At 67.5% G+C, this 16,067-nt stretch carries 16 protein-coding genes; 13 read left to right on the top strand and 3 right to left on the bottom strand.

What is annotated here, in order from left to right; genetic code table 11:
• Nucleotides 1–54: 54 nt before the first annotated feature.
• Nucleotides 55–1,812 (top strand): ABC transporter substrate-binding protein, encoded by a 1,758-nt coding sequence (locus tag VRZ77_RS15170; RefSeq protein ID WP_414593475.1) that lies wholly within the window; start codon nucleotides 55–57, stop codon nucleotides 1,810–1,812.
• 194 nt (nucleotides 1,813–2,006) lie between these two features.
• Complete coding sequence (gene glpK, locus VRZ77_RS15165) at nucleotides 2,007–3,566, top strand: glycerol kinase GlpK (RefSeq protein WP_414593474.1); 1,560 nt, start codon at nucleotides 2,007–2,009, stop codon at nucleotides 3,564–3,566.
• Between the two features lie 58 nt (nucleotides 3,567–3,624).
• Here the strand turns inward: glpK and hydA are convergent, their stop codons facing one another.
• Genes hydA through VRZ77_RS15150 form a run of 3 tightly spaced genes read right to left on the bottom strand, consistent with a single transcriptional unit; the run spans nucleotide 3,625 to nucleotide 6,538 of the window.
• The gene (hydA, locus tag VRZ77_RS15160; protein ID WP_414593473.1) at nucleotides 3,625–5,028 is read right to left on the bottom strand and encodes a dihydropyrimidinase; all 1,404 of its coding nucleotides are present in this window, start codon (nucleotides 5,026–5,028) and stop codon (nucleotides 3,625–3,627) included.
• 11 nt (nucleotides 5,029–5,039) lie between these two features.
• Complete coding sequence (locus tag VRZ77_RS15155) at nucleotides 5,040–5,807, bottom strand: GntR family transcriptional regulator (RefSeq protein ID WP_414593472.1); 768 nt, start codon at nucleotides 5,805–5,807, stop codon at nucleotides 5,040–5,042.
• A gap of 29 nt (nucleotides 5,808–5,836) precedes the next feature.
• Nucleotides 5,837–6,538, bottom strand: coding sequence for an aspartate/glutamate racemase family protein (locus VRZ77_RS15150; protein WP_414593471.1), 702 nt, complete (start codon nucleotides 6,536–6,538; stop codon nucleotides 5,837–5,839).
• Here VRZ77_RS15150 and VRZ77_RS15145 point away from each other — a divergent pair.
• The 11 genes from VRZ77_RS15145 (at nucleotide 6,531) to obgE (ending at nucleotide 15,848) form a co-directional block, all read left to right on the top strand.
• Complete coding sequence (locus tag VRZ77_RS15145; RefSeq protein ID WP_414593470.1) at nucleotides 6,531–6,758, top strand: hypothetical protein; 228 nt, start codon at nucleotides 6,531–6,533, stop codon at nucleotides 6,756–6,758. The two genes, VRZ77_RS15150 and VRZ77_RS15145, sit on opposite strands and share 8 nt — an antisense overlap.
• Nucleotides 6,759–6,880: 122 nt before the next feature.
• Entirely contained in the window at nucleotides 6,881–7,924 is a 1,044-nt protein-coding gene (locus VRZ77_RS15140; RefSeq protein WP_241620290.1) for a TRAP transporter substrate-binding protein, read from the top strand.
• A gap of 63 nt (nucleotides 7,925–7,987) precedes the next feature.
• Complete coding sequence (locus VRZ77_RS15135) at nucleotides 7,988–8,587, top strand: TRAP transporter small permease subunit (RefSeq protein WP_414593469.1); 600 nt, start codon at nucleotides 7,988–7,990, stop codon at nucleotides 8,585–8,587.
• Nucleotides 8,584–9,885 (top strand): TRAP transporter large permease, encoded by a 1,302-nt coding sequence (locus tag VRZ77_RS15130; RefSeq protein WP_241620294.1) that lies wholly within the window; start codon nucleotides 8,584–8,586, stop codon nucleotides 9,883–9,885. The genes VRZ77_RS15135 and VRZ77_RS15130 overlap by 4 nt, the downstream gene beginning before the upstream one ends.
• Nucleotides 9,886–9,887: 2 nt before the next feature.
• Nucleotides 9,888–11,345 carry an amidohydrolase family protein gene (locus VRZ77_RS15125; protein ID WP_414593468.1) on the top strand — a complete coding sequence of 486 codons (1,458 nt, stop codon included), beginning with the start codon at nucleotides 9,888–9,890 and terminating at the stop codon, nucleotides 11,343–11,345.
• Nucleotides 11,342–12,325 (top strand): NAD-dependent epimerase/dehydratase family protein, encoded by a 984-nt coding sequence (locus tag VRZ77_RS15120; RefSeq protein WP_414593467.1) that lies wholly within the window; start codon nucleotides 11,342–11,344, stop codon nucleotides 12,323–12,325. Before VRZ77_RS15125 ends, VRZ77_RS15120 begins: the two co-directional genes overlap by 4 nt.
• A gap of 2 nt (nucleotides 12,326–12,327) precedes the next feature.
• On the top strand, nucleotides 12,328–13,104 hold the full coding sequence (locus VRZ77_RS15115; protein WP_414593466.1) for an SDR family NAD(P)-dependent oxidoreductase: 777 nt from the start codon (nucleotides 12,328–12,330) through the stop codon (nucleotides 13,102–13,104).
• Nucleotides 13,105–13,273: 169 nt separating this feature from the next.
• Complete coding sequence (gene rplU / locus VRZ77_RS15110; protein ID WP_241620302.1) at nucleotides 13,274–13,579, top strand: 50S ribosomal protein L21; 306 nt, start codon at nucleotides 13,274–13,276, stop codon at nucleotides 13,577–13,579.
• Between the two features lie 28 nt (nucleotides 13,580–13,607).
• Nucleotides 13,608–13,877, top strand: a complete 270-nt coding sequence (gene rpmA, locus VRZ77_RS15105; RefSeq protein ID WP_414593465.1) for a 50S ribosomal protein L27 — start codon at nucleotides 13,608–13,610, stop codon at nucleotides 13,875–13,877.
• Nucleotides 13,878–14,039: 162 nt separating this feature from the next.
• Nucleotides 14,040–14,702: a GNAT family N-acetyltransferase gene (locus tag VRZ77_RS15100; protein WP_414593464.1), complete on the top strand. Its 663-nt coding sequence runs from the start codon at nucleotides 14,040–14,042 to the stop codon at nucleotides 14,700–14,702.
• A gap of 111 nt (nucleotides 14,703–14,813) precedes the next feature.
• Nucleotides 14,814–15,848 carry a GTPase ObgE gene (gene obgE / locus VRZ77_RS15095; RefSeq protein WP_414593463.1) on the top strand — a complete coding sequence of 345 codons (1,035 nt, stop codon included), beginning with the start codon at nucleotides 14,814–14,816 and terminating at the stop codon, nucleotides 15,846–15,848.
• Nucleotides 15,849–16,067: the final 219 nt, after the last annotated feature.

Here is a 16,067-nt window from a genome sequence, read left to right as displayed (position 1 = left end):
TAAGCGGCGTGAAGCCGCGGGTTCCTGGGAAGAAGCAACCGAGAGGAAACGGATATGAGACCGTTAAATCGCCGCACACGCCTCCTGCTCGCCGCCAGCGCGGCGGTGCTGTTCGCCCATGCCGCGCCGGTGCGCGCGGACGAGGCGGCCGCCAAGAAATGGATCGACAGCGAGTTCCAGCCCTCCACGCTCTCCAAGGACGAGCAGATGAAGGAGATGGAATGGTTCATCAAGGCGGCCGAGCCGTTCAAGGGCATGGAGATCAACGTCGTCTCCGAGACCATCACCACCCATGAATACGAGGCCAAGGTCCTCGCCAAGGCGTTCTCCGAGATCACCGGGATCAAGCTGACCCACGACCTCATCCAGGAGGGCGATGTCGTCGAGAAGATCCAGACCCAGATGCAGTCGGGCAAGAACATCTACGATGCGTGGGTGAACGATTCCGACCTGATCGGCACCCATTTCCGCTACAAGCAGGCCGTGCCGCTGACCGACTGGATGGTGGGCGAAGGCAAGGACGTCACCTCGCCGACCCTCGATCTGCCGGACTTCATCGGCATCTCCTTCACCACCGCGCCGGACGGCAAGGTCTACCAGCTCCCGGACCAGCAGTTCGCCAACCTCTACTGGTTCCGCTACGACTGGTTCACCAACCCGGACATCAAGGCCAAGTTCAAGGCCAAGTATGGCTACGATCTCGGCGTGCCGCTGAACTGGTCGGCCTATGAGGACATCGCGGAGTTCTTCACCAACGACGTGAAGGAAATCAACGGCGTCAAGGTCTATGGCAACATGGACTACGGCAAGAAGGACCCCTCGCTTGGCTGGCGGTTCACCGATGCGTGGCTCTCCATGGCCGGCAACGGCGATCGCGGCCTGCCCAACGGCAAGCCGGTCGATGAATGGGGCATCCGCATGGAAGGCTGCCGCCCCACCGGCTCGACCGTCGAGCGCGGCGGCGACACCAACGGCCCCGCCGCCGTCTACTCGATCACCAAGTATATCGAGTGGCTGAAGAAGTACACGCCACCGCAGGCGCTCGGCATGACCTTCTCCGAGGCCGGCCCGGTGCCCGCCCAGGGCAACATCGCCCAGCAGATGTTCTGGTACACCGCCTTCACCGCCGACATGGTGAAGGAAGGCCTGCCGGTCATGAATGCCGACGGCACGCCGAAGTGGCGCATGGCTCCCTCGCCCAAGGGCGCGTACTGGAAGGACGGCATGAAGCTCGGCTACCAGGACGTCGGTTCCTGGACGCTGCTGAAGTCGACCCCGGTGGATCGCCGTAAGGCGGCCTGGCTCTATGCCCAGTTCGTCACCTCCAAGACCGTCTCGCTGAAGAAGAGCCATGTCGGCCTCACCTTCATCCGCGAGAGCGACATCTGGGACAAGAGCTTCACCGAGCGCGCGCCCAAGCTCGGCGGCCTGATCGAGTTCTACCGCTCGCCGGCCCGCGTGCAGTGGTCGCCGACCGGCGCCAACGTGCCGGACTACCCCAAGCTCGCCCAGCTCTGGTGGCAGAACATCGGTGACGCCTCCTCCGGCGCCAAGACCCCGCAGGCGGCCATGGATTCCCTCGCCGAGGCGCAGGAATCGGTGATGGCGCGCCTCGAAAAGGCGGGCGTCCAGGGCGAATGCGGCCCGAAGCTGAACGAGAAGCACCCGATGGAATACTGGGTGAATCTCGCCAAGGAGACCGGCACGCTCGCGCCGCAGCCCAAGCTCGCCAACGAGAAGCCCCAGGGCGCGACCATCGACTATGACACGCTGATCAACTCGTGGCCGGCGACCCCGCCGAGCCGCAACTGACCGGTCCGATCCGAGCCTGACGCCGGGGCGGCGGGAGCCAGTGCTCCACCGCCCCGGCACCCCGCCCCGGACGCTCGCCGCCCGGGGCGCGCTTTTCCCGTCATGCCGTCCCCAGCGGTCTTTCCGCTCGACGTGGACGATCGTCCCGGCAAGGTGCACAGCTTCCGGGATGACGCCTTTTCGCGGAGCGCAACGTGACGACCTACCTCCTCGCCATCGACCAGGGCACCACCTCCTCCCGCGCCATCCTGTTCCGCCCCGACACCACCATCGCGGCGCAGGCGCAGCAGGAATTCCCGCAGCATTTCCCGACTTCCGGCTGGGTGGAGCACGAGGCCGAGGACCTCTGGCGCACCACGCTGGACACCTGCCGCACCGCCATGGCGCAGGTCGGGGCGCAGGCGCGCGATATCGCCAGCATCGGCATCACCAACCAGCGCGAGACCACCGTGGTGTGGGACCGCTCCACCGGACAGGCGATCTACCGCGCCATCGTCTGGCAGGACCGCCGCACCGCTGAACTCTGCGCGCGGCTCAAGGCCGAGGGTCATGAGCCGATGGTGACCGCCCGCACCGGGCTGATTCTCGACCCCTACTTCTCCGGCACCAAGATCGGCTGGATCCTCGACCATGTCCCCGGCGCGCGGGCGCGGGCGGAGCGCGGCGAACTCGCCTTCGGCACGGTGGATTCCTGGCTGCTCTGGAAGCTGACCGACGGGCGGGTGCACGCCACCGACGCCACCAATGCCTCGCGAACGCTGCTGTTCAACATCCACACCGGCGAATGGGACGACGATCTGCTGGCGCTGCTGCGCGTGCCGCGCTCGCTGCTGCCGGAGGTGAAGGATTCCTCCTCGGAATTCGGCACCACCCAGCCGCGCTTCTTCGGCGGGCCGGTTTCCATTGGCGGCATTGCCGGCGACCAGCAGGCGGCGACGGTCGGGCAGGCCTGCTTCGCCCCGGGCATGATCAAGTCGACCTACGGCACCGGCTGCTTCGCCTTGCTCAATACCGGCGCCACGGCGGTCACCTCCGGCAACCGCCTGCTCACCACCATCGCCTATCAGATCGACGGCCGGCGCACCTACGCCATTGAGGGCTCGATCTTCGTCGCGGGCGCGGCGGTGCAGTGGCTGCGCGACGGGCTGAAGATCATCGAGTCGTCGGGGGACAGCGAGGCGCTGGCGCGCGCCGCCGATCCGGCGCAGGCGGTCTATCTGGTGCCGGCCTTCGTGGGCCTCGGTGCGCCGTACTGGAACCCGGACGTGCGCGGCGCGCTGTTCGGCCTGACGCGGGCGACCTCGCAGGCGGAGATCGCGCTCGCGACGCTGGAAAGCGTCTGCTACCAGACCGTCGACCTGATCAACGCCATGCATGCCGACTGGCAAGGAGCCGCCGCACCCGCTGGCGCCGCACCCGCCGGAGCCGCCGCTGGCGCGGTCTCCACCGGAACGACCTCGAACGGCGCGCGCACGGTGCTGCGCGTCGATGGCGGCATGGTCGCTTCCGATTTCACCATGCAGCGCCTCGCCGATCTACTTGCCGCGCCGGTTGACCGGCCGGTGGTGCGCGAAACCACGGCGCTGGGCGCGGCCTATCTCGCCGGGCTGAACGCCGGCGTTCTGCCGGACCCGGAGCACTTCGCCGACCGCTGGCGGCTCGACCACCGCTTCACGCCGGCCATGTCGGCGGCAACCCGCGCCCGCAAGCTCGATGGCTGGCACGACGCGGTGCGCCGGCTCACCGCGCCGTGAGGCGCGGGGGCCGATCCGCGGCCCTGAGGCGCGGGGCGGGCGGCCGATCCGCGCGCTTTCAGACCAGCGCGCTGATCTCGCGCGAGAGATAGCTGCCCGAGCCCTTGGCGCCTTCCAGCGCGCCCTCGCGCACCATCACCTTGCCGCGCACCAGCGTGGTCACCGGCCAGCCGGTGATCTCCAGCCCTTCATAGGGCGTGTAGTCGCTGCCGTCCTTCAAGAGGTCATGGGTCAGGGTCTGCCGGCGCTCCGGGTCCCAGATCGCAATGTCGGCATCGGCGCCGACCGCGATGGTGCCCTTGCGCGGGTAGAGGCCATAGGCCTTGGCGTGGTTGGTGGCGGTCACCGCGACGAACTGGTTGATGTCGATCCGCCCCTTCATCACCCCTTCCGAGAACAGGATCGGCAGCCGCGCCCCCACGCCCGGAATGCCGTTCGGCACCCAGCGGAACGAGGTGCGGCCTTTCGGCGTGAGCTTGCCCTGCGGGTCGTCATAGCGGAACGGGCAGTGGTCGGAGGAGAACACCGAGAACACGCCCTGCTGCAATCCCTCCCAGCACGCCTGCTGGCTGTCGACATCGCGCGGAGGCGGCGAGCAGACATATTTCGCACCCTCCATGTTCAGCCCGTCGAGGTCGTTCTCGGTCAGCACCAGATATTGCGGGCAGGTCTCGCCGAAGATCTTCAGGCCGCGCTGCCGGGCGCGCCGGATTTCCTCCATCGCCTCGCGATTGGAGACATGGACCACCATCAGCGGCACGTCGGAAAGCTCGGCGAGCGAGATGGCGCGCGAGGTTGCCTCGCGCTCGGCGATCACCGGGCGCGAGGTGGCGTGGAAGCGCGGCGCGATCTTGCCCTCGGCCTCGAACTTGTCGGTGAGGAAGCGGATGATGTCGTAATTCTCGGCGTGGATCATGACGAGGGCGCGGGTGTCGCGCGCCACTTCCATCACCTCCAGAATCTGCCGGTCGTTCAGCGCCAGACCCTCATAGGTCATGAACACCTTGAACGAGGTGTAGCCGTCCTTCACCAGCGCCGGCAGTTCCTGCCCCAGAACCTGCGGCGTGGGGTCGGAAAGGATGAGGTGGAACGAGACGTCGGTGTAGCACTGGCCCTCCGCCTTGGCGTGATAGGCCTCGACGGCGGCGCGCAGCGATTTGCCCTTCTCCTGCAGGCAGAACGGCAGCACGGTGGTGTTGCCCCCGATCACCGCCGAGCGGGTCGCGCTCTCGAAGTCGTCGGCCATCACGATGCCGTCGCCGGAAGGCTGCGAGATATGGACATGGCTGTCGATGCCGCCGGGCAGCACCCATTTGCCGGAGGCGTCGATGATCTCGTGCGCCTCGCCCAGATCGGTGCCGAGCGCGGCGATGCGGCCATCGCGAATCCCGATGTCGCAAAGGAAGGTGTCGGCGGCCGTGGAGACGCGCCCGCCCCGGATGATGGTGTCGAACATGGCCATTATCTGGCTCCTCAGCTTGTGGTCGCCGAACGTGTGGTCGCCCGGCTCTTGCCGCGCGTCTTGGAGGTTTCCGCATCCGCCGCCCGCCGCATCAGCTCGACCATGGCGAGGCCGGTCAGCCGGTTATGGGTCTCCAGCCGCTCGGCAAGGTCGAGCGGCGTGCGTGCGCGCAGCGCGACGATAACGCGCTCATGCTCGGCGAAGGATTCCTGCAGCCGCTGCTCGTGCTCGTTCACGATGAAGCGGTAGCGCCAGATCTTCTGCTGCAGCGCCTCGTAGCTCTGGATCAGCACCGGGTTGCGCGTCGCCTGTGCGAGGCCGCGGTGGAAGGCGTAGTTGAGCCGGGTGTAGTCGTCATGCTCGCCCTGCGCGAGCGCGGCCTTCAGCTCGACATGGATCGCGTCCAGCGCCGCGATCTCCTCGGCGCTGGCGCGCTCGGCGGCGGTGAGGCCGATCAGCCGTTCCAGCGCGCCCTTGAACTCGAACAGCGGCGCGATCTCGTCGGGGTCGACCGGCGCGACGATGGCGCCGCGATTCGGGCGCAGGATGACGAAGCCCTCGGCCGCCATCACCTTCAGCGCCTCGCGCAGCGGGGTGCGCGAGACGCGGAAGCGCCGGCACAGCTCCGCCTCGGGAATGCGCGAGCCCGCCGGCAGCTCGCCCTCCATCAATATGGCGCGAAGCTGCGCGACGAGGTTGCCGTGCAGCGTCGCCTCGCCGCCGGCCGCCTCGGCCTCCTCCGGCGAGGGGAATCTGTCGAGCGGATCGGCGTCGATCATCGCGGTGCTGCCTCGGATTCTGTGCGCGGCTAATGGGCGAACATGATGCCGTTCCGCATCAGCCGTGTCATCGAAACTCCGGCTTCCTTCAGGCATCCCCACAGGGTGAAGGCGACCGAATCCAGCACCGGGATGCCGAGTTCCCGCTCCAGCTCGGCCGCGATCAGCGGCCCGCGCATATTGGTGCAGAGAATCGCGATCGCGTCCGGCCCGGACTGCGCCACCTCGCGGCACATCCGCGCGATCTCGTTCTCCGAAACCTCCGAGAACGAGAAATTGTCGGAGCGCCCGCTATGGCGCTCCGCCACGGTCTCGATCCCGATGGCGCGGTAATTGGCGATGATCTTCTCCTGCACGTCGGGCGTGTAGGGCGTGACCAGCCCGAGCCGGCGGGAGCCGAGCCGGTGCAGCAGCTGGTTGAGGCTCAGCACCGCGCTGGTGGCCCGCACGCCGAAGCGCTCGCGCAGCTGCGCGCACAGCTTCTCGTCGGTGTCGAAGCCCAGCCAGCTCGCCGAGGTGCCGTTCCAGGCGATGACGTCCGGCTTGGCGTCCATCAGCAGGTCGGCGGCCTGAAAGATCGGGTCGAGCGTGAACTGCTGGTTGGAATCGGCGTCGAGCGCGATGCGCCGCACGCGGAAGCGGCCGAAATGCACGCTCACCTGCGGAAACAGCGGCCAGGCCAGCGCGCTCGTATAGGGCTCGACCACCGTATTGGATGATGGCGTGAGCATGCCGATCATCGTGCGCCGGGACTCTGACGGACCATTTTGCATTCAAAAACTCGCTTTTCCGAAGCGCGCCGATCGGGAGGCCGCGCGCGGCGCCGGTCGGGGTGTCGGCGTCTTTATGAGCGGAATTCGCGGTGATTGGCAAGCGCCCTTCGCCGGGGAGGGGGCCTGCAAACTCTTGTTTCGTCGAGATTTTGCTTATGATTTTGGCAGATGTGCATGAATGTTGAGCAAATGGCCATCCTGAGCAGTTTTTCTGCATCGCAGCACGATTAGTGTTTGGCGCGCGCCGATTTATCTGCAACATTCACCTCGGAAATGAATTCAAAATCGACGAGGGTCCCCATGAGGAACATCCTTTCGGCCTCGCTGGTCGCTGCCGGTCTGATCGCGGCGTCCAGTGTGGCGATGGCGCAGACGCCGCTGCGCGTTGCCGGCAATTTCTCCCAGAACAACAAGCAGGTGGACATCGAGCGGGCCTTCTTCGAGGCGCTGCCGCAGACCTCCGGCGTGCCGTTCGCGGTGAACTACAACCCGATGGACGTGGTCGGCGTGAAGGCGCCGGACGCGCTGCGCATGCTGCGCGGCGGTTCGTTCGATGTGATGTCGGTGCAGATCGGCATGGCCTCGCGCGACGATCCGTTCTTCGAGGGCGTCGACCTGATCGGTGTCGCCACCGACATGCCGTCGCTGCGCAAGGTGGTCGATGCCTATCGCCCCGCCTTCGACGAGCGGCTGCAGACCAAGTTCAACGCCAAGGTGCTGACGCTGTGGCCGTTCGGCCCGCAGGTGTTCTACTGCAACAAGGAGATCAAGGGCCTCGACGATCTCAAGGGCCTGAAGGTGCGCTCCTTCACCCCGTCCATGTCGGCCATGCTGGAGAAGCTCGGCGCCACCCCGGTGACGCTGCAGTTCTCCGAAGTCTACCCGGCGCTTCAGCGCGGCGTCGCCTCCTGCGGCGTGACCTCGCCGACCTCCGGCAACACCGGCAACTGGCCGGAAGTCACCTCCTACCTGCTGCCGCTCTCGGTGTCCGGCTCGGTCCAGGGTCACTTCATGAACCTCGACAGCTGGAACAAGCTGACCAAGGAGCAGCAGGACGCGATCATGGTCCAGTTCAAGCAGCTCGAAGACAAGCTGTGGGACCTTGCCATCTCGGCCAATGAGGATGCGGTGGCCTGCAACACCGGGCAGGACAGCTGCAAGGGCCACAAGAAGTTCGCCATGAAGCTGGTCGAGATCAGCGATGCCGATCGCGCCACGATCAAGGAAGTGGCCGAAGACACCGTGCTGCCGATCTGGAAGAAGACCTGCGACGCGGTGGACCCGAACTGCTCGGCCACCTGGAACAAGACCGCCGGCGCCGCCGCCGGCCTGACCATCAAGTGACCGGCCGACCCTGATCCCCAAGGCCGCCCCGCAGGGGGCGGCCGTCCGCCGTTCGGAGGCGTCATGAAGGACGACAACCCGGTATCCCGGCTGCTGCTGCCGCCGGCGCGCCTGATGGCGCTGCTCGCCGGCTATCTGCTGCTCGGCCTTTCCTTTCTGGTCACCGCCGAGGTGGTGCTGCGCAGCGCGTTCAATCTCTCGCTTCAGGGCTCGGACGAGTTCGGCGGTTACACGCTGGCGGTGCTCGCCGCCTTCGGCTTTTCCTATGCGCTGCTGGAGCGCGCCCATACCCGTGTCGAGATCCTCATCGAGCGTGTCGGCACCGGCCCGCAGGCGCTGCTCAATCTGGTCTCGTGCTGGTGCATCGCGCTGATGGCGCTGTTCATGGCGTGGCGGTCCTATGCCGCGCTGATGGAGAGCGTCGAATATGGCTCGCTGTCGGGCACGCCGCTCATGACCCCGCTGTGGCAGCCGCAACTGGCCTGGTTCATCGGGCTTCTGTTCTTCGCCGCCGTCGCCTCGATCATCGCGATCCATGCGCTGATCCTGATGGTGAGCGACCGGCGCAGGCTGAATCGCTTCTACGGCATGAAGACGCTGGAGGAGATCATCGACGAGGAGCGTGTCGAGTTGCACGACGATCCGGGGGCGTTTCGCGGATGATCGGGATCGTTGGAGCCGGGCTCGGCTTTCTCATGATGCTGGGGCTGATGCTGATCGGGTTGCCGGTCGCCATCGCCCTGTTTCTCACCGCCTTCATCGGCGCCTGGTCGTTTCTCGGGTCGGCAACCCTGCTCGGCTTCGGCAACCAGATGTGGAGCGGACAGAACGACTTCATTCTCACCGCGATCCCGCTTTTCGTGTTCCTCGGAGAGATCCTGGTGCGCTCGGGCGTCGCCGACGGCCTGTATCGCTGCCTGTCGGACTGGATGCGCCGGCTGCCGGGCGGCCTGCTGCATTCCAATATCGGCGCGAGCGCGATCTTCGCGGCGGTCTCCGGCTCCTCGGTCGCCACCGCCGCCACCATCGGCACCGTGGCGCTGCCGATCCTCAAGGAGCGCCAGTATGACGAGCGCCTGACCACCGGCAGCATTGCGGCCGGGGCGACGCTCGGCATCCTCATCCCGCCCTCGATCAACATGATCATCTACGGCTCGATGACCAACACCTCGATCGGCCAGCTGTTCGCGGCGGGCATCGTGCCGGGGCTGCTGCTCACCGGGGCGTTCATGGCGCTGATCGCGGTCTATTGCATCCTCAAGCCGGAACTCGCCGGCCCGCGCCTGCCCGAACGCCCCATGGCCGAGAAGCTCGCGAGCCTGCTCGACATCGTGCCGCCCTTCATCATCTTCGCCATCGTGATGGGCTCGATCTATCTCGGCTGGGCGACGCCGACGGAATCGGCGGCGATCGGCGTGGTGGGCTCGCTTCTGGTCGCCATCGCCAAGCGGCGCTTCTCCATGCGCCTGCTGCACGAATCCATGGTCTCGACCGTGCGCATCTCGGCGATGATCCTTCTGATCATGGTCGGCGCGCAGTTCCTGAACTTCGTGATCGGCGTGCTCGGCATCCCGCAGGCGCTCACCGGCTTCGTCTCGCAGCTCGGCGCCGGGCCGCTGGAAATCATCCTGCTGCTGATCGTGTTCTACCTGATCCTCGGCTGCTTCATGGAAACGCTCTCCATGATGATCGCCACCCTCCCGGTGGTGTTCCCGCTCGTCGTGCATCTGGGCATCGATCCGGTGTGGTTCGGCATCTTTCTGGTGCTGATGATGGAAATCGGCCTCATCACCCCGCCCATCGGCATGAACCTCTATGTGGTGCAGGGCGTGCGCGGGCAGGGCTCGATCATGGACGTGATCCGCGGCGCCACGCCCTTCGTGCTGTTGATGCTGGCCTTCACCGGCCTGCTGATCGCCTGGCCCGACATGGCGCTGTGGCTGCCCCGGCAGCTGTTCTGACCATGCGCATTCTGGAGGCGGAGGCGCTGCTGGCCGACGCCGGCGCGTCGGTGATCCCCGAGGGTGCCGTCGCGGTCGGGGAGGGGCGGGTGCTTGCCATCGGCCCCGCCGCCGACCTCGCGCGGCAGTTTCCGCAGGCCCCGCGCGAGCGCTTCGAGCATGCGCTGCTGCTGCCCGGCTTCGTCAATGCGCACCAGCATGGGCGGGGATTGAGCCAGATCCAGCTCGGCTATCCCGACGATGCGCTGGAGCCGTGGATCGCGCGGCGGCGGGGGCGCGGCGCGCCCGATCCTTACGCGCTCACAAAACTCGCGGCGCTGGAAATGCTGGCGAACGGCGTCACCGCGACGCTCCACGCCAATTACAGCTACGCCTCCGGCGACTATGAGGCCGAGCTGCGCGCCTCGCTGCGCGCCTATGAGGAGACCGGGCTGCGCGCCACCGTCTGCGTCGGCTATGCTGATCGCGGCGGGCTGGTCTATCCCGACGCCGACGAGGCCGCCTTCCGCGCCGGGCTGAGCGCGCAGGCGCGGGCGCTGCTTGACGCGGCGCGGCCGGCCTACCTGCCGCTCGACGCCACGCTCGACCTGATGGACCGGCTCTGTGCCGACTATGCCGGCCATCCCACCATCACGCTGGCCTATGGCCCGGCCGGCCCCCAATGGGTCAGCGACGCGGCATGGGCCGCGCTGGCGAAGGATGCCGCCGCGCGCGGGCTCGGGCTGCATTTCCACCTGCTCGAATCGCCGGCACAGGCCCGCTGTGCGGACGCGCTCTATCCCGAAGGCGTGCTCGCCCGGCTGGAAGCGCTCGGCGTGTTCGCGGCTAAGGCCAGCGCCGCGCATTTCACGCGCGGCACCGCCCGCGACATCGCGCAGGCCCTGCGGCTCGGCCTCGTCATCGTCGCCAATCCCGGCTCCAATCTGCGGCTCGGCAATGGCGCCCCCGCCATGGCCCACTGGCGCGAGGCCGGGCTTACCGTGGCGCTCGGCACCGATAATTGCGCGCTGCAGGATAATGAGGACTATCTGAGCGAGTTGCGGCTCGGCGATCTGCTCGCGCGCGCTGCCGGGGCCGATCCCGCCGCGACGCTGCCCATGGGCACCCGGGCGGGAGCGCAAGCGTGTTTCCGCGACGATATCGGCAGCCTGCATCCCGGCCTGCGGGCCGATCTTGTCGCGCTCGATCTGTCGCGGCTTCGCGGCGCCTACCTCGATACCGATACCGGCCTCGTCGAGGCGGTGATGGCGCGGGCCTGCGGGGCTGATGTCGTGATGACGATGGTGGAGGGCGAGGAGCGCTACCGGCGCGGCCCCGCCGCCGCCGATATCCGCCGCGGCGCCGCCGATCTGGCCGCTTCGGCGGCGCTCGGCGCGCGCGACATCGGCGCGCCCGCCCGCCGCGCGGCCGAAGAGATCGCGCAGGCGCTGCGCCGTCATTACGGGGACGGCCCCTCATGAGCGCGGTTCTGGTCACCGGATGCTCCGGCTTCATCGGCGCGGCGGTGTGCGAGGCGCTGGTCGCGCGCGGCCGCACCGTGATCGGTTTCGACCGCCGCCCGCCGGCCTTTTCCGGCGCGGAATGGTTGCGGCGCCTGGTTTTCGTGCCGGGCGACATAACGGACGGCGTCGCCCTGCGCCGGCTGTTCGAAGATCATCCGATCGCCCAGGTCGTGCATGCCGCCGCGATCACGCCGGATGTGGCGCTGGAGCGCGCGGCGCCGGAGATCATCATGGAGGTCAATATCGCCGGCGCCTGCCGGCTAATGGCCGCCGCACGGGATGGCGGTGCCGGCCGCCTGCTGTTTCTCTCCTCGATTTCGGCTTATGGCGCGGCGCAGACCAATGTTTTCGGCCGCTATGACGAGGCCGAAAGCGTACCCCGCCCCGAAACGCTCTACGGAGTGAGTAAATACGCGGCGGAACAGGCACTTACCCGCCTCGCCGCCCTGGACGGCATGGACCTGCGGGTGATCCGCCTCGGCCCGGTATTCGGGCCGTGGGAGCATGAGAGCGGCGTGCGCGCCGTGCTCAGCCCCCATCACCAGATCACGAAGGCGGCGCGGCAAGGTGCTTCCTGCGTGCTGCCGCGCGCCGTCCCGGCGGACTGGCTCTATTCCCGCGAGGCCGGACGGCGCATAGCCGATGTGCTGGAAGCGCCCCCGCCCGGCGCGGGCCCGGTCAATCTCGGTGGCGGCAGCGTCACCACGCTTGCCGAGTGGTGCGCGGCCCTGGAAGCGCACCATCCCGGCTTCCGGTGGCGCCTCGACGCCGCCGCACCCACCATCCGCTATGGCTACGCCACCGACCGCCCGGCGCTGGACAATACCCGCATCGACGCGCTGTCGCCGGCCCGCGTGCTCCCGCTCGACGAAGCGGCGCGGGATTATCTTGCCTGGCTTGACCGTTTCGTTCCCCGCAATCCCCCTCTGGAGCCTTGATCATGACCCAGCGTCTCGCCGGCCGGGTGGCCATCGTTACCGGCGGCTCGTCCGGCATTGGCCGCGCCATCGTACGCACTTTCGCGCGCGAGGGTGCGCGGGTGGTGGTCGCCGACATCACCACCGAGGTCATCGAGGGCGGGCCGCCGGTCTGCGAAGTCGTGGCGGAGGAGGGCGGCATTGCGGTGTTCCACCAGACGGACATCTCCAAGGCCGCCGACGTCGATGCGCTGGTCGCCGCAACGGTCGCACGCTTTGGACGGCTCGATGTTCTCGTCAACAATGCGGCGGTGCATGCCGGCAAGCCGCTGGTGGAGACCGAGGAAAACGACTGGGATTATGTGATGGATGTCAGCCTGAAGGGTGCCTATCTGTGCGCCCGCGCCGCCGTGCGTCAGATGCTGAAGCAGGAAATTGTCGGGGAGGTGCGCGGGCGGCTGGTGCACATCTCCTCGCAGCACGGCCATATCAGCGCGCCGGAGGACTTCGCCTATGGCGTCAGCAAGGCCGGCATCGCCTATATGACGCGCCAGATCGCGGCCGACTACGCCAAGGATTTCATCGTCTCCAACGCCGTGGCGCCGGGCAAGATACTCACCGGCAAGCCCGGACGCGCGGTCGAGCCGAAATGGATCGACTATTCCCACGCCCGCACGCCGTGGCCGCGTCTTGGCACGCCGCAGGACGTGGCCAATGCCGCGCTGTTCCTCGCCAGCGACGAGGCGACCTATCTCACCGGGCACAATCTGTTCGTGGATGGCGGCTGGATGGCGGCGTGAGCGCGCCGGGACGCGGCGTTTTCCTTGACAGGTCGCGTATCGGCGTCTAAGAGCCCGACCTTGCGTAGAAGTGGGCCTAGAGCCCGCGCTGCGCGTCCCGCAACCGACCGAAAGAAGCCGACCCCGCGTTGCAAGGCGAGGAGGTCGGGCTCGAACGAAAGGACATAACATGTTCGCGGTCATCAAGACGGGTGGCAAGCAGTATCGCGTTGCCGCCGATCAGGTCATCACCGTCGGCAAGATCGATGCCGAGGATGGTGCCACCGTTTCCTTCCCGGTTCTGATGCTGGGTGGCGACAGCCCGAAGGCCGGCGCCGACGTGGAAGGCGCTTCCGTGTCCGCCGAGGTGGTCAAGCAGACCCGTGGCGACAAGGTCATTGCCTTCAAGAAGCGCCGCCGTCAGAATTCGCGCCGCAAGCGCGGCCACCGGCAGGACTTCACCGTCGTCCGCATCACCTCGATTACCGGCGCCTGAGACCGCCAAGCAGGATTAGGAGTACATCATGGCTCATAAGAAAGCAGGCGGTTCCTCCCGCAACGGCCGCGACTCGGCCGGCCGCCGTCTCGGCGTGAAGAAGTTCGGCAGCCAGGCCGTGGTCGCCGGCAACATCATCGTTCGTCAGCGCGGCACCACCTGGCATCCCGGCACCAATGTCGGCATGGGCAAGGATCATACCCTTTTTGCCCTTACCGAGGGCCGCGTCGAGTTCCGAACCAAATCCAATTCCCGCACCTACGTATCCGTGATTCCGGCCGCCGAGGCCGCCGAGTAATAGCCGGTGAGATTTCTTGAAATCCCGCCGGTCTCGCCCGACCGGTAGGATTTCTGGAAAAAGCGCCGATTTGGACGCTCCAGTGCCCGAAGGGGAGGCGAGAAAACCGCCTCCCCTTTTCGCGTTCCAGCCCCCTCGGGTTCCAAGGCACAGGAGACCGTCATGACCATCGTCGAAGCGACCACCGCGTCGCTGCTTGCGGAGAGCAGTAGCCTCGTCCTCGAAACCGGGCGCCTCATCCTGCGCGCGCCGCGCCTCGAGGACATGGCCTGGATTGCCGAGCTCGCCGACAACCGCAAGGTGGCGGAGATGACGGCGAACATCCCTCATCCCTATGGCATGGCCGATGCCGCCGCCTTCATCGCCAATCTGCCCGGCGGTCCGGAAGCGGCGACCTTCGCCATCTTCCTCAAGAACGACGCCTCGCTGCGCGGCGAGGCACCCGGCCGGCTCGGCCCGCCGATCCCGGTCGGCATGTGCGGCTTCACCCGCCGCGACGAGACGGTGCCGGAGATCGGCTACTGGCTGGGCGAGCCCTATTGGGACCGGGGCATCGCCACCGAGGCCGCGCGCGCGCTGATCGACCATGCCTTCGGCGATCGCGGGCTCGACGCGCTGGTCGCCTCGGCGCGTGTCGTCAATCCGGCCTCGCGCCGGGTTCTGGAGAAGTGCGGCTTCCAGTGGACCGGCGTCGGGCTCACCCGCGTCCGGGCCATGGGCGCCTCGGTTCCCGTGGACCGCTTCCGTCTGGAGCGGCGGTTGTGGACGTCGCTCCGTGCCTGGGGCGAGACCGCGCGGCCGACCCGCCACGAACTCGCCCATTGAGGGCGCATGCCTGATGAGCCGGCGGCGGGGAAGACGCGATTCCCGCCGCCGGATTTGCTATTCTGACGGGGCTTCGCTACGGCGGGCCGTCCTTTAACGAGCGCAACCTCCATGAAATTTCTCGATCAGGCCAAGATCTATGTCCGTGCCGGTGACGGCGGCGCGGGCTGTCTGTCGTTCCGCCGCGAGAAATTCATCGAGTTCGGCGGCCCGGATGGCGGCGATGGCGGGCGTGGCGGCGATGTGTTCGTCGAATGCGTGGACGGGCTCAACACGCTGATCGACTACCGTTTCCAGCAGCACTTCAAGGCCAAGAAGGGCGGCTACGGCATGGGCTCCAACCGCGCCGGCGCCAAGGGCGACGACGTGGTGCTGCGCGTGCCCGCCGGCACCGAGGTGCTGGACGAGGATGGCGAGACCGTGCTCGCCGACCTCACCGAGATCGGCCAGAAGATTCGCCTGCTCAAGGGCGGCAATGGCGGCTTCGGCAATGCCCATTTCAAGACCTCGACCAACCAGGCCCCGCGCCGCGCCAATCCGGGGCAGGAGGGCGAGGAACGCTGGATCTTCCTGCGGCTCAAGCTGATCGCCGATGCCGGCCTCGTCGGGCTGCCCAATGCCGGCAAGTCCACCTTCCTCGCCGCGACCACGGCGGCCAAGCCCAAGGTGGCGGATTATCCGTTCACCACGCTGCATCCAGGTCTCGGCGTCGTGCGTTCGGACGGGCGCGAGTTCGTGCTCGCCGACATTCCCGGCCTGATCGAGGGCGCGCATGAGGGCGTGGGCCTCGGCGACCGCTTCCTCGCCCATGTCGAGCGCTGCCGCGTGCTGCTGCACCTTGTCGACGGCACCAGCGAACATGCCGGCAAGACCTACAAGACCGTGCGCAAGGAGCTGGAGGCCTATGGCGGCGGGCTTGCCGACAAGCCGGAGATCGTCGCGCTCTCCAAGATCGATGCGCTCGACCCGCAGACGCTGAAGGACCAGCTCGCCCGCCTGCAGCGCGCGGCGAAGAAGAAGCCGCTGGCGCTCTCCGCCCAGTCTGGCGAGGGCGTGACGCAGGCGCTGCGCGCGCTGGCCTATGTCATCGACGAGGGCCGCGAGCAGGAAGTGGAGAAGGAAGTCCACGAGCCCTGGCGCCCGTGAGGCTTCCTCTCGCGTCCACCCGGACCGCTTGGCTGGCGCCGAGCCGGAATTGTCCGCCGAGCTGAGCGGGGACGCGCGCCCGGACCGGCGCCTTGGGGGCGTCCGCGATGACGATGAGCCCCAAAATTTTGCGCCATTGTGCGCAAATCGGCGTATGAAGCCGGCATCTTCAACGAACGTCTTAAAGCGCCACGCCGATGAACCGTCCCGCCGCCCCGC

The organism is Ancylobacter sp. G4_0304 (assembly GCF_047501495.1).
Classification (GTDB): domain Bacteria; phylum Pseudomonadota; class Alphaproteobacteria; order Rhizobiales; family Xanthobacteraceae; genus Ancylobacter.
Note: the sequence above shows the minus strand (reverse complement) of the source record. Positions and strands in the feature narration are given on the sequence as shown.

Coding starts and splice junctions, on each gene's coding strand:
- VRZ77_RS15170 (WP_414593475.1), top strand. CDS start 55: ATGAGACCGTTAAATCGCCGCACACGCCTCCTGCTCGCCGCCAGCGCG.
- hydA (WP_414593473.1), bottom strand. CDS start 5,028: ATGGCCATGTTCGACACCATCATCCGGGGCGGGCGCGTCTCCACGGCC.
- VRZ77_RS15155 (WP_414593472.1), bottom strand. CDS start 5,807: ATGATCGACGCCGATCCGCTCGACAGATTCCCCTCGCCGGAGGAGGCC.
- VRZ77_RS15150 (WP_414593471.1), bottom strand. CDS start 6,538: ATGCTCACGCCATCATCCAATACGGTGGTCGAGCCCTATACGAGCGCG.
- VRZ77_RS15140 (WP_241620290.1), top strand. CDS start 6,881: ATGAGGAACATCCTTTCGGCCTCGCTGGTCGCTGCCGGTCTGATCGCG.
- VRZ77_RS15135 (WP_414593469.1), top strand. CDS start 7,988: ATGAAGGACGACAACCCGGTATCCCGGCTGCTGCTGCCGCCGGCGCGC.
- VRZ77_RS15130 (WP_241620294.1), top strand. CDS start 8,584: ATGATCGGGATCGTTGGAGCCGGGCTCGGCTTTCTCATGATGCTGGGG.
- VRZ77_RS15125 (WP_414593468.1), top strand. CDS start 9,888: ATGCGCATTCTGGAGGCGGAGGCGCTGCTGGCCGACGCCGGCGCGTCG.
- VRZ77_RS15120 (WP_414593467.1), top strand. CDS start 11,342: ATGAGCGCGGTTCTGGTCACCGGATGCTCCGGCTTCATCGGCGCGGCG.
- VRZ77_RS15115 (WP_414593466.1), top strand. CDS start 12,328: ATGACCCAGCGTCTCGCCGGCCGGGTGGCCATCGTTACCGGCGGCTCG.
- rplU (WP_241620302.1), top strand. CDS start 13,274: ATGTTCGCGGTCATCAAGACGGGTGGCAAGCAGTATCGCGTTGCCGCC.
- rpmA (WP_414593465.1), top strand. CDS start 13,608: ATGGCTCATAAGAAAGCAGGCGGTTCCTCCCGCAACGGCCGCGACTCG.
- VRZ77_RS15100 (WP_414593464.1), top strand. CDS start 14,040: ATGACCATCGTCGAAGCGACCACCGCGTCGCTGCTTGCGGAGAGCAGT.
- obgE (WP_414593463.1), top strand. CDS start 14,814: ATGAAATTTCTCGATCAGGCCAAGATCTATGTCCGTGCCGGTGACGGC.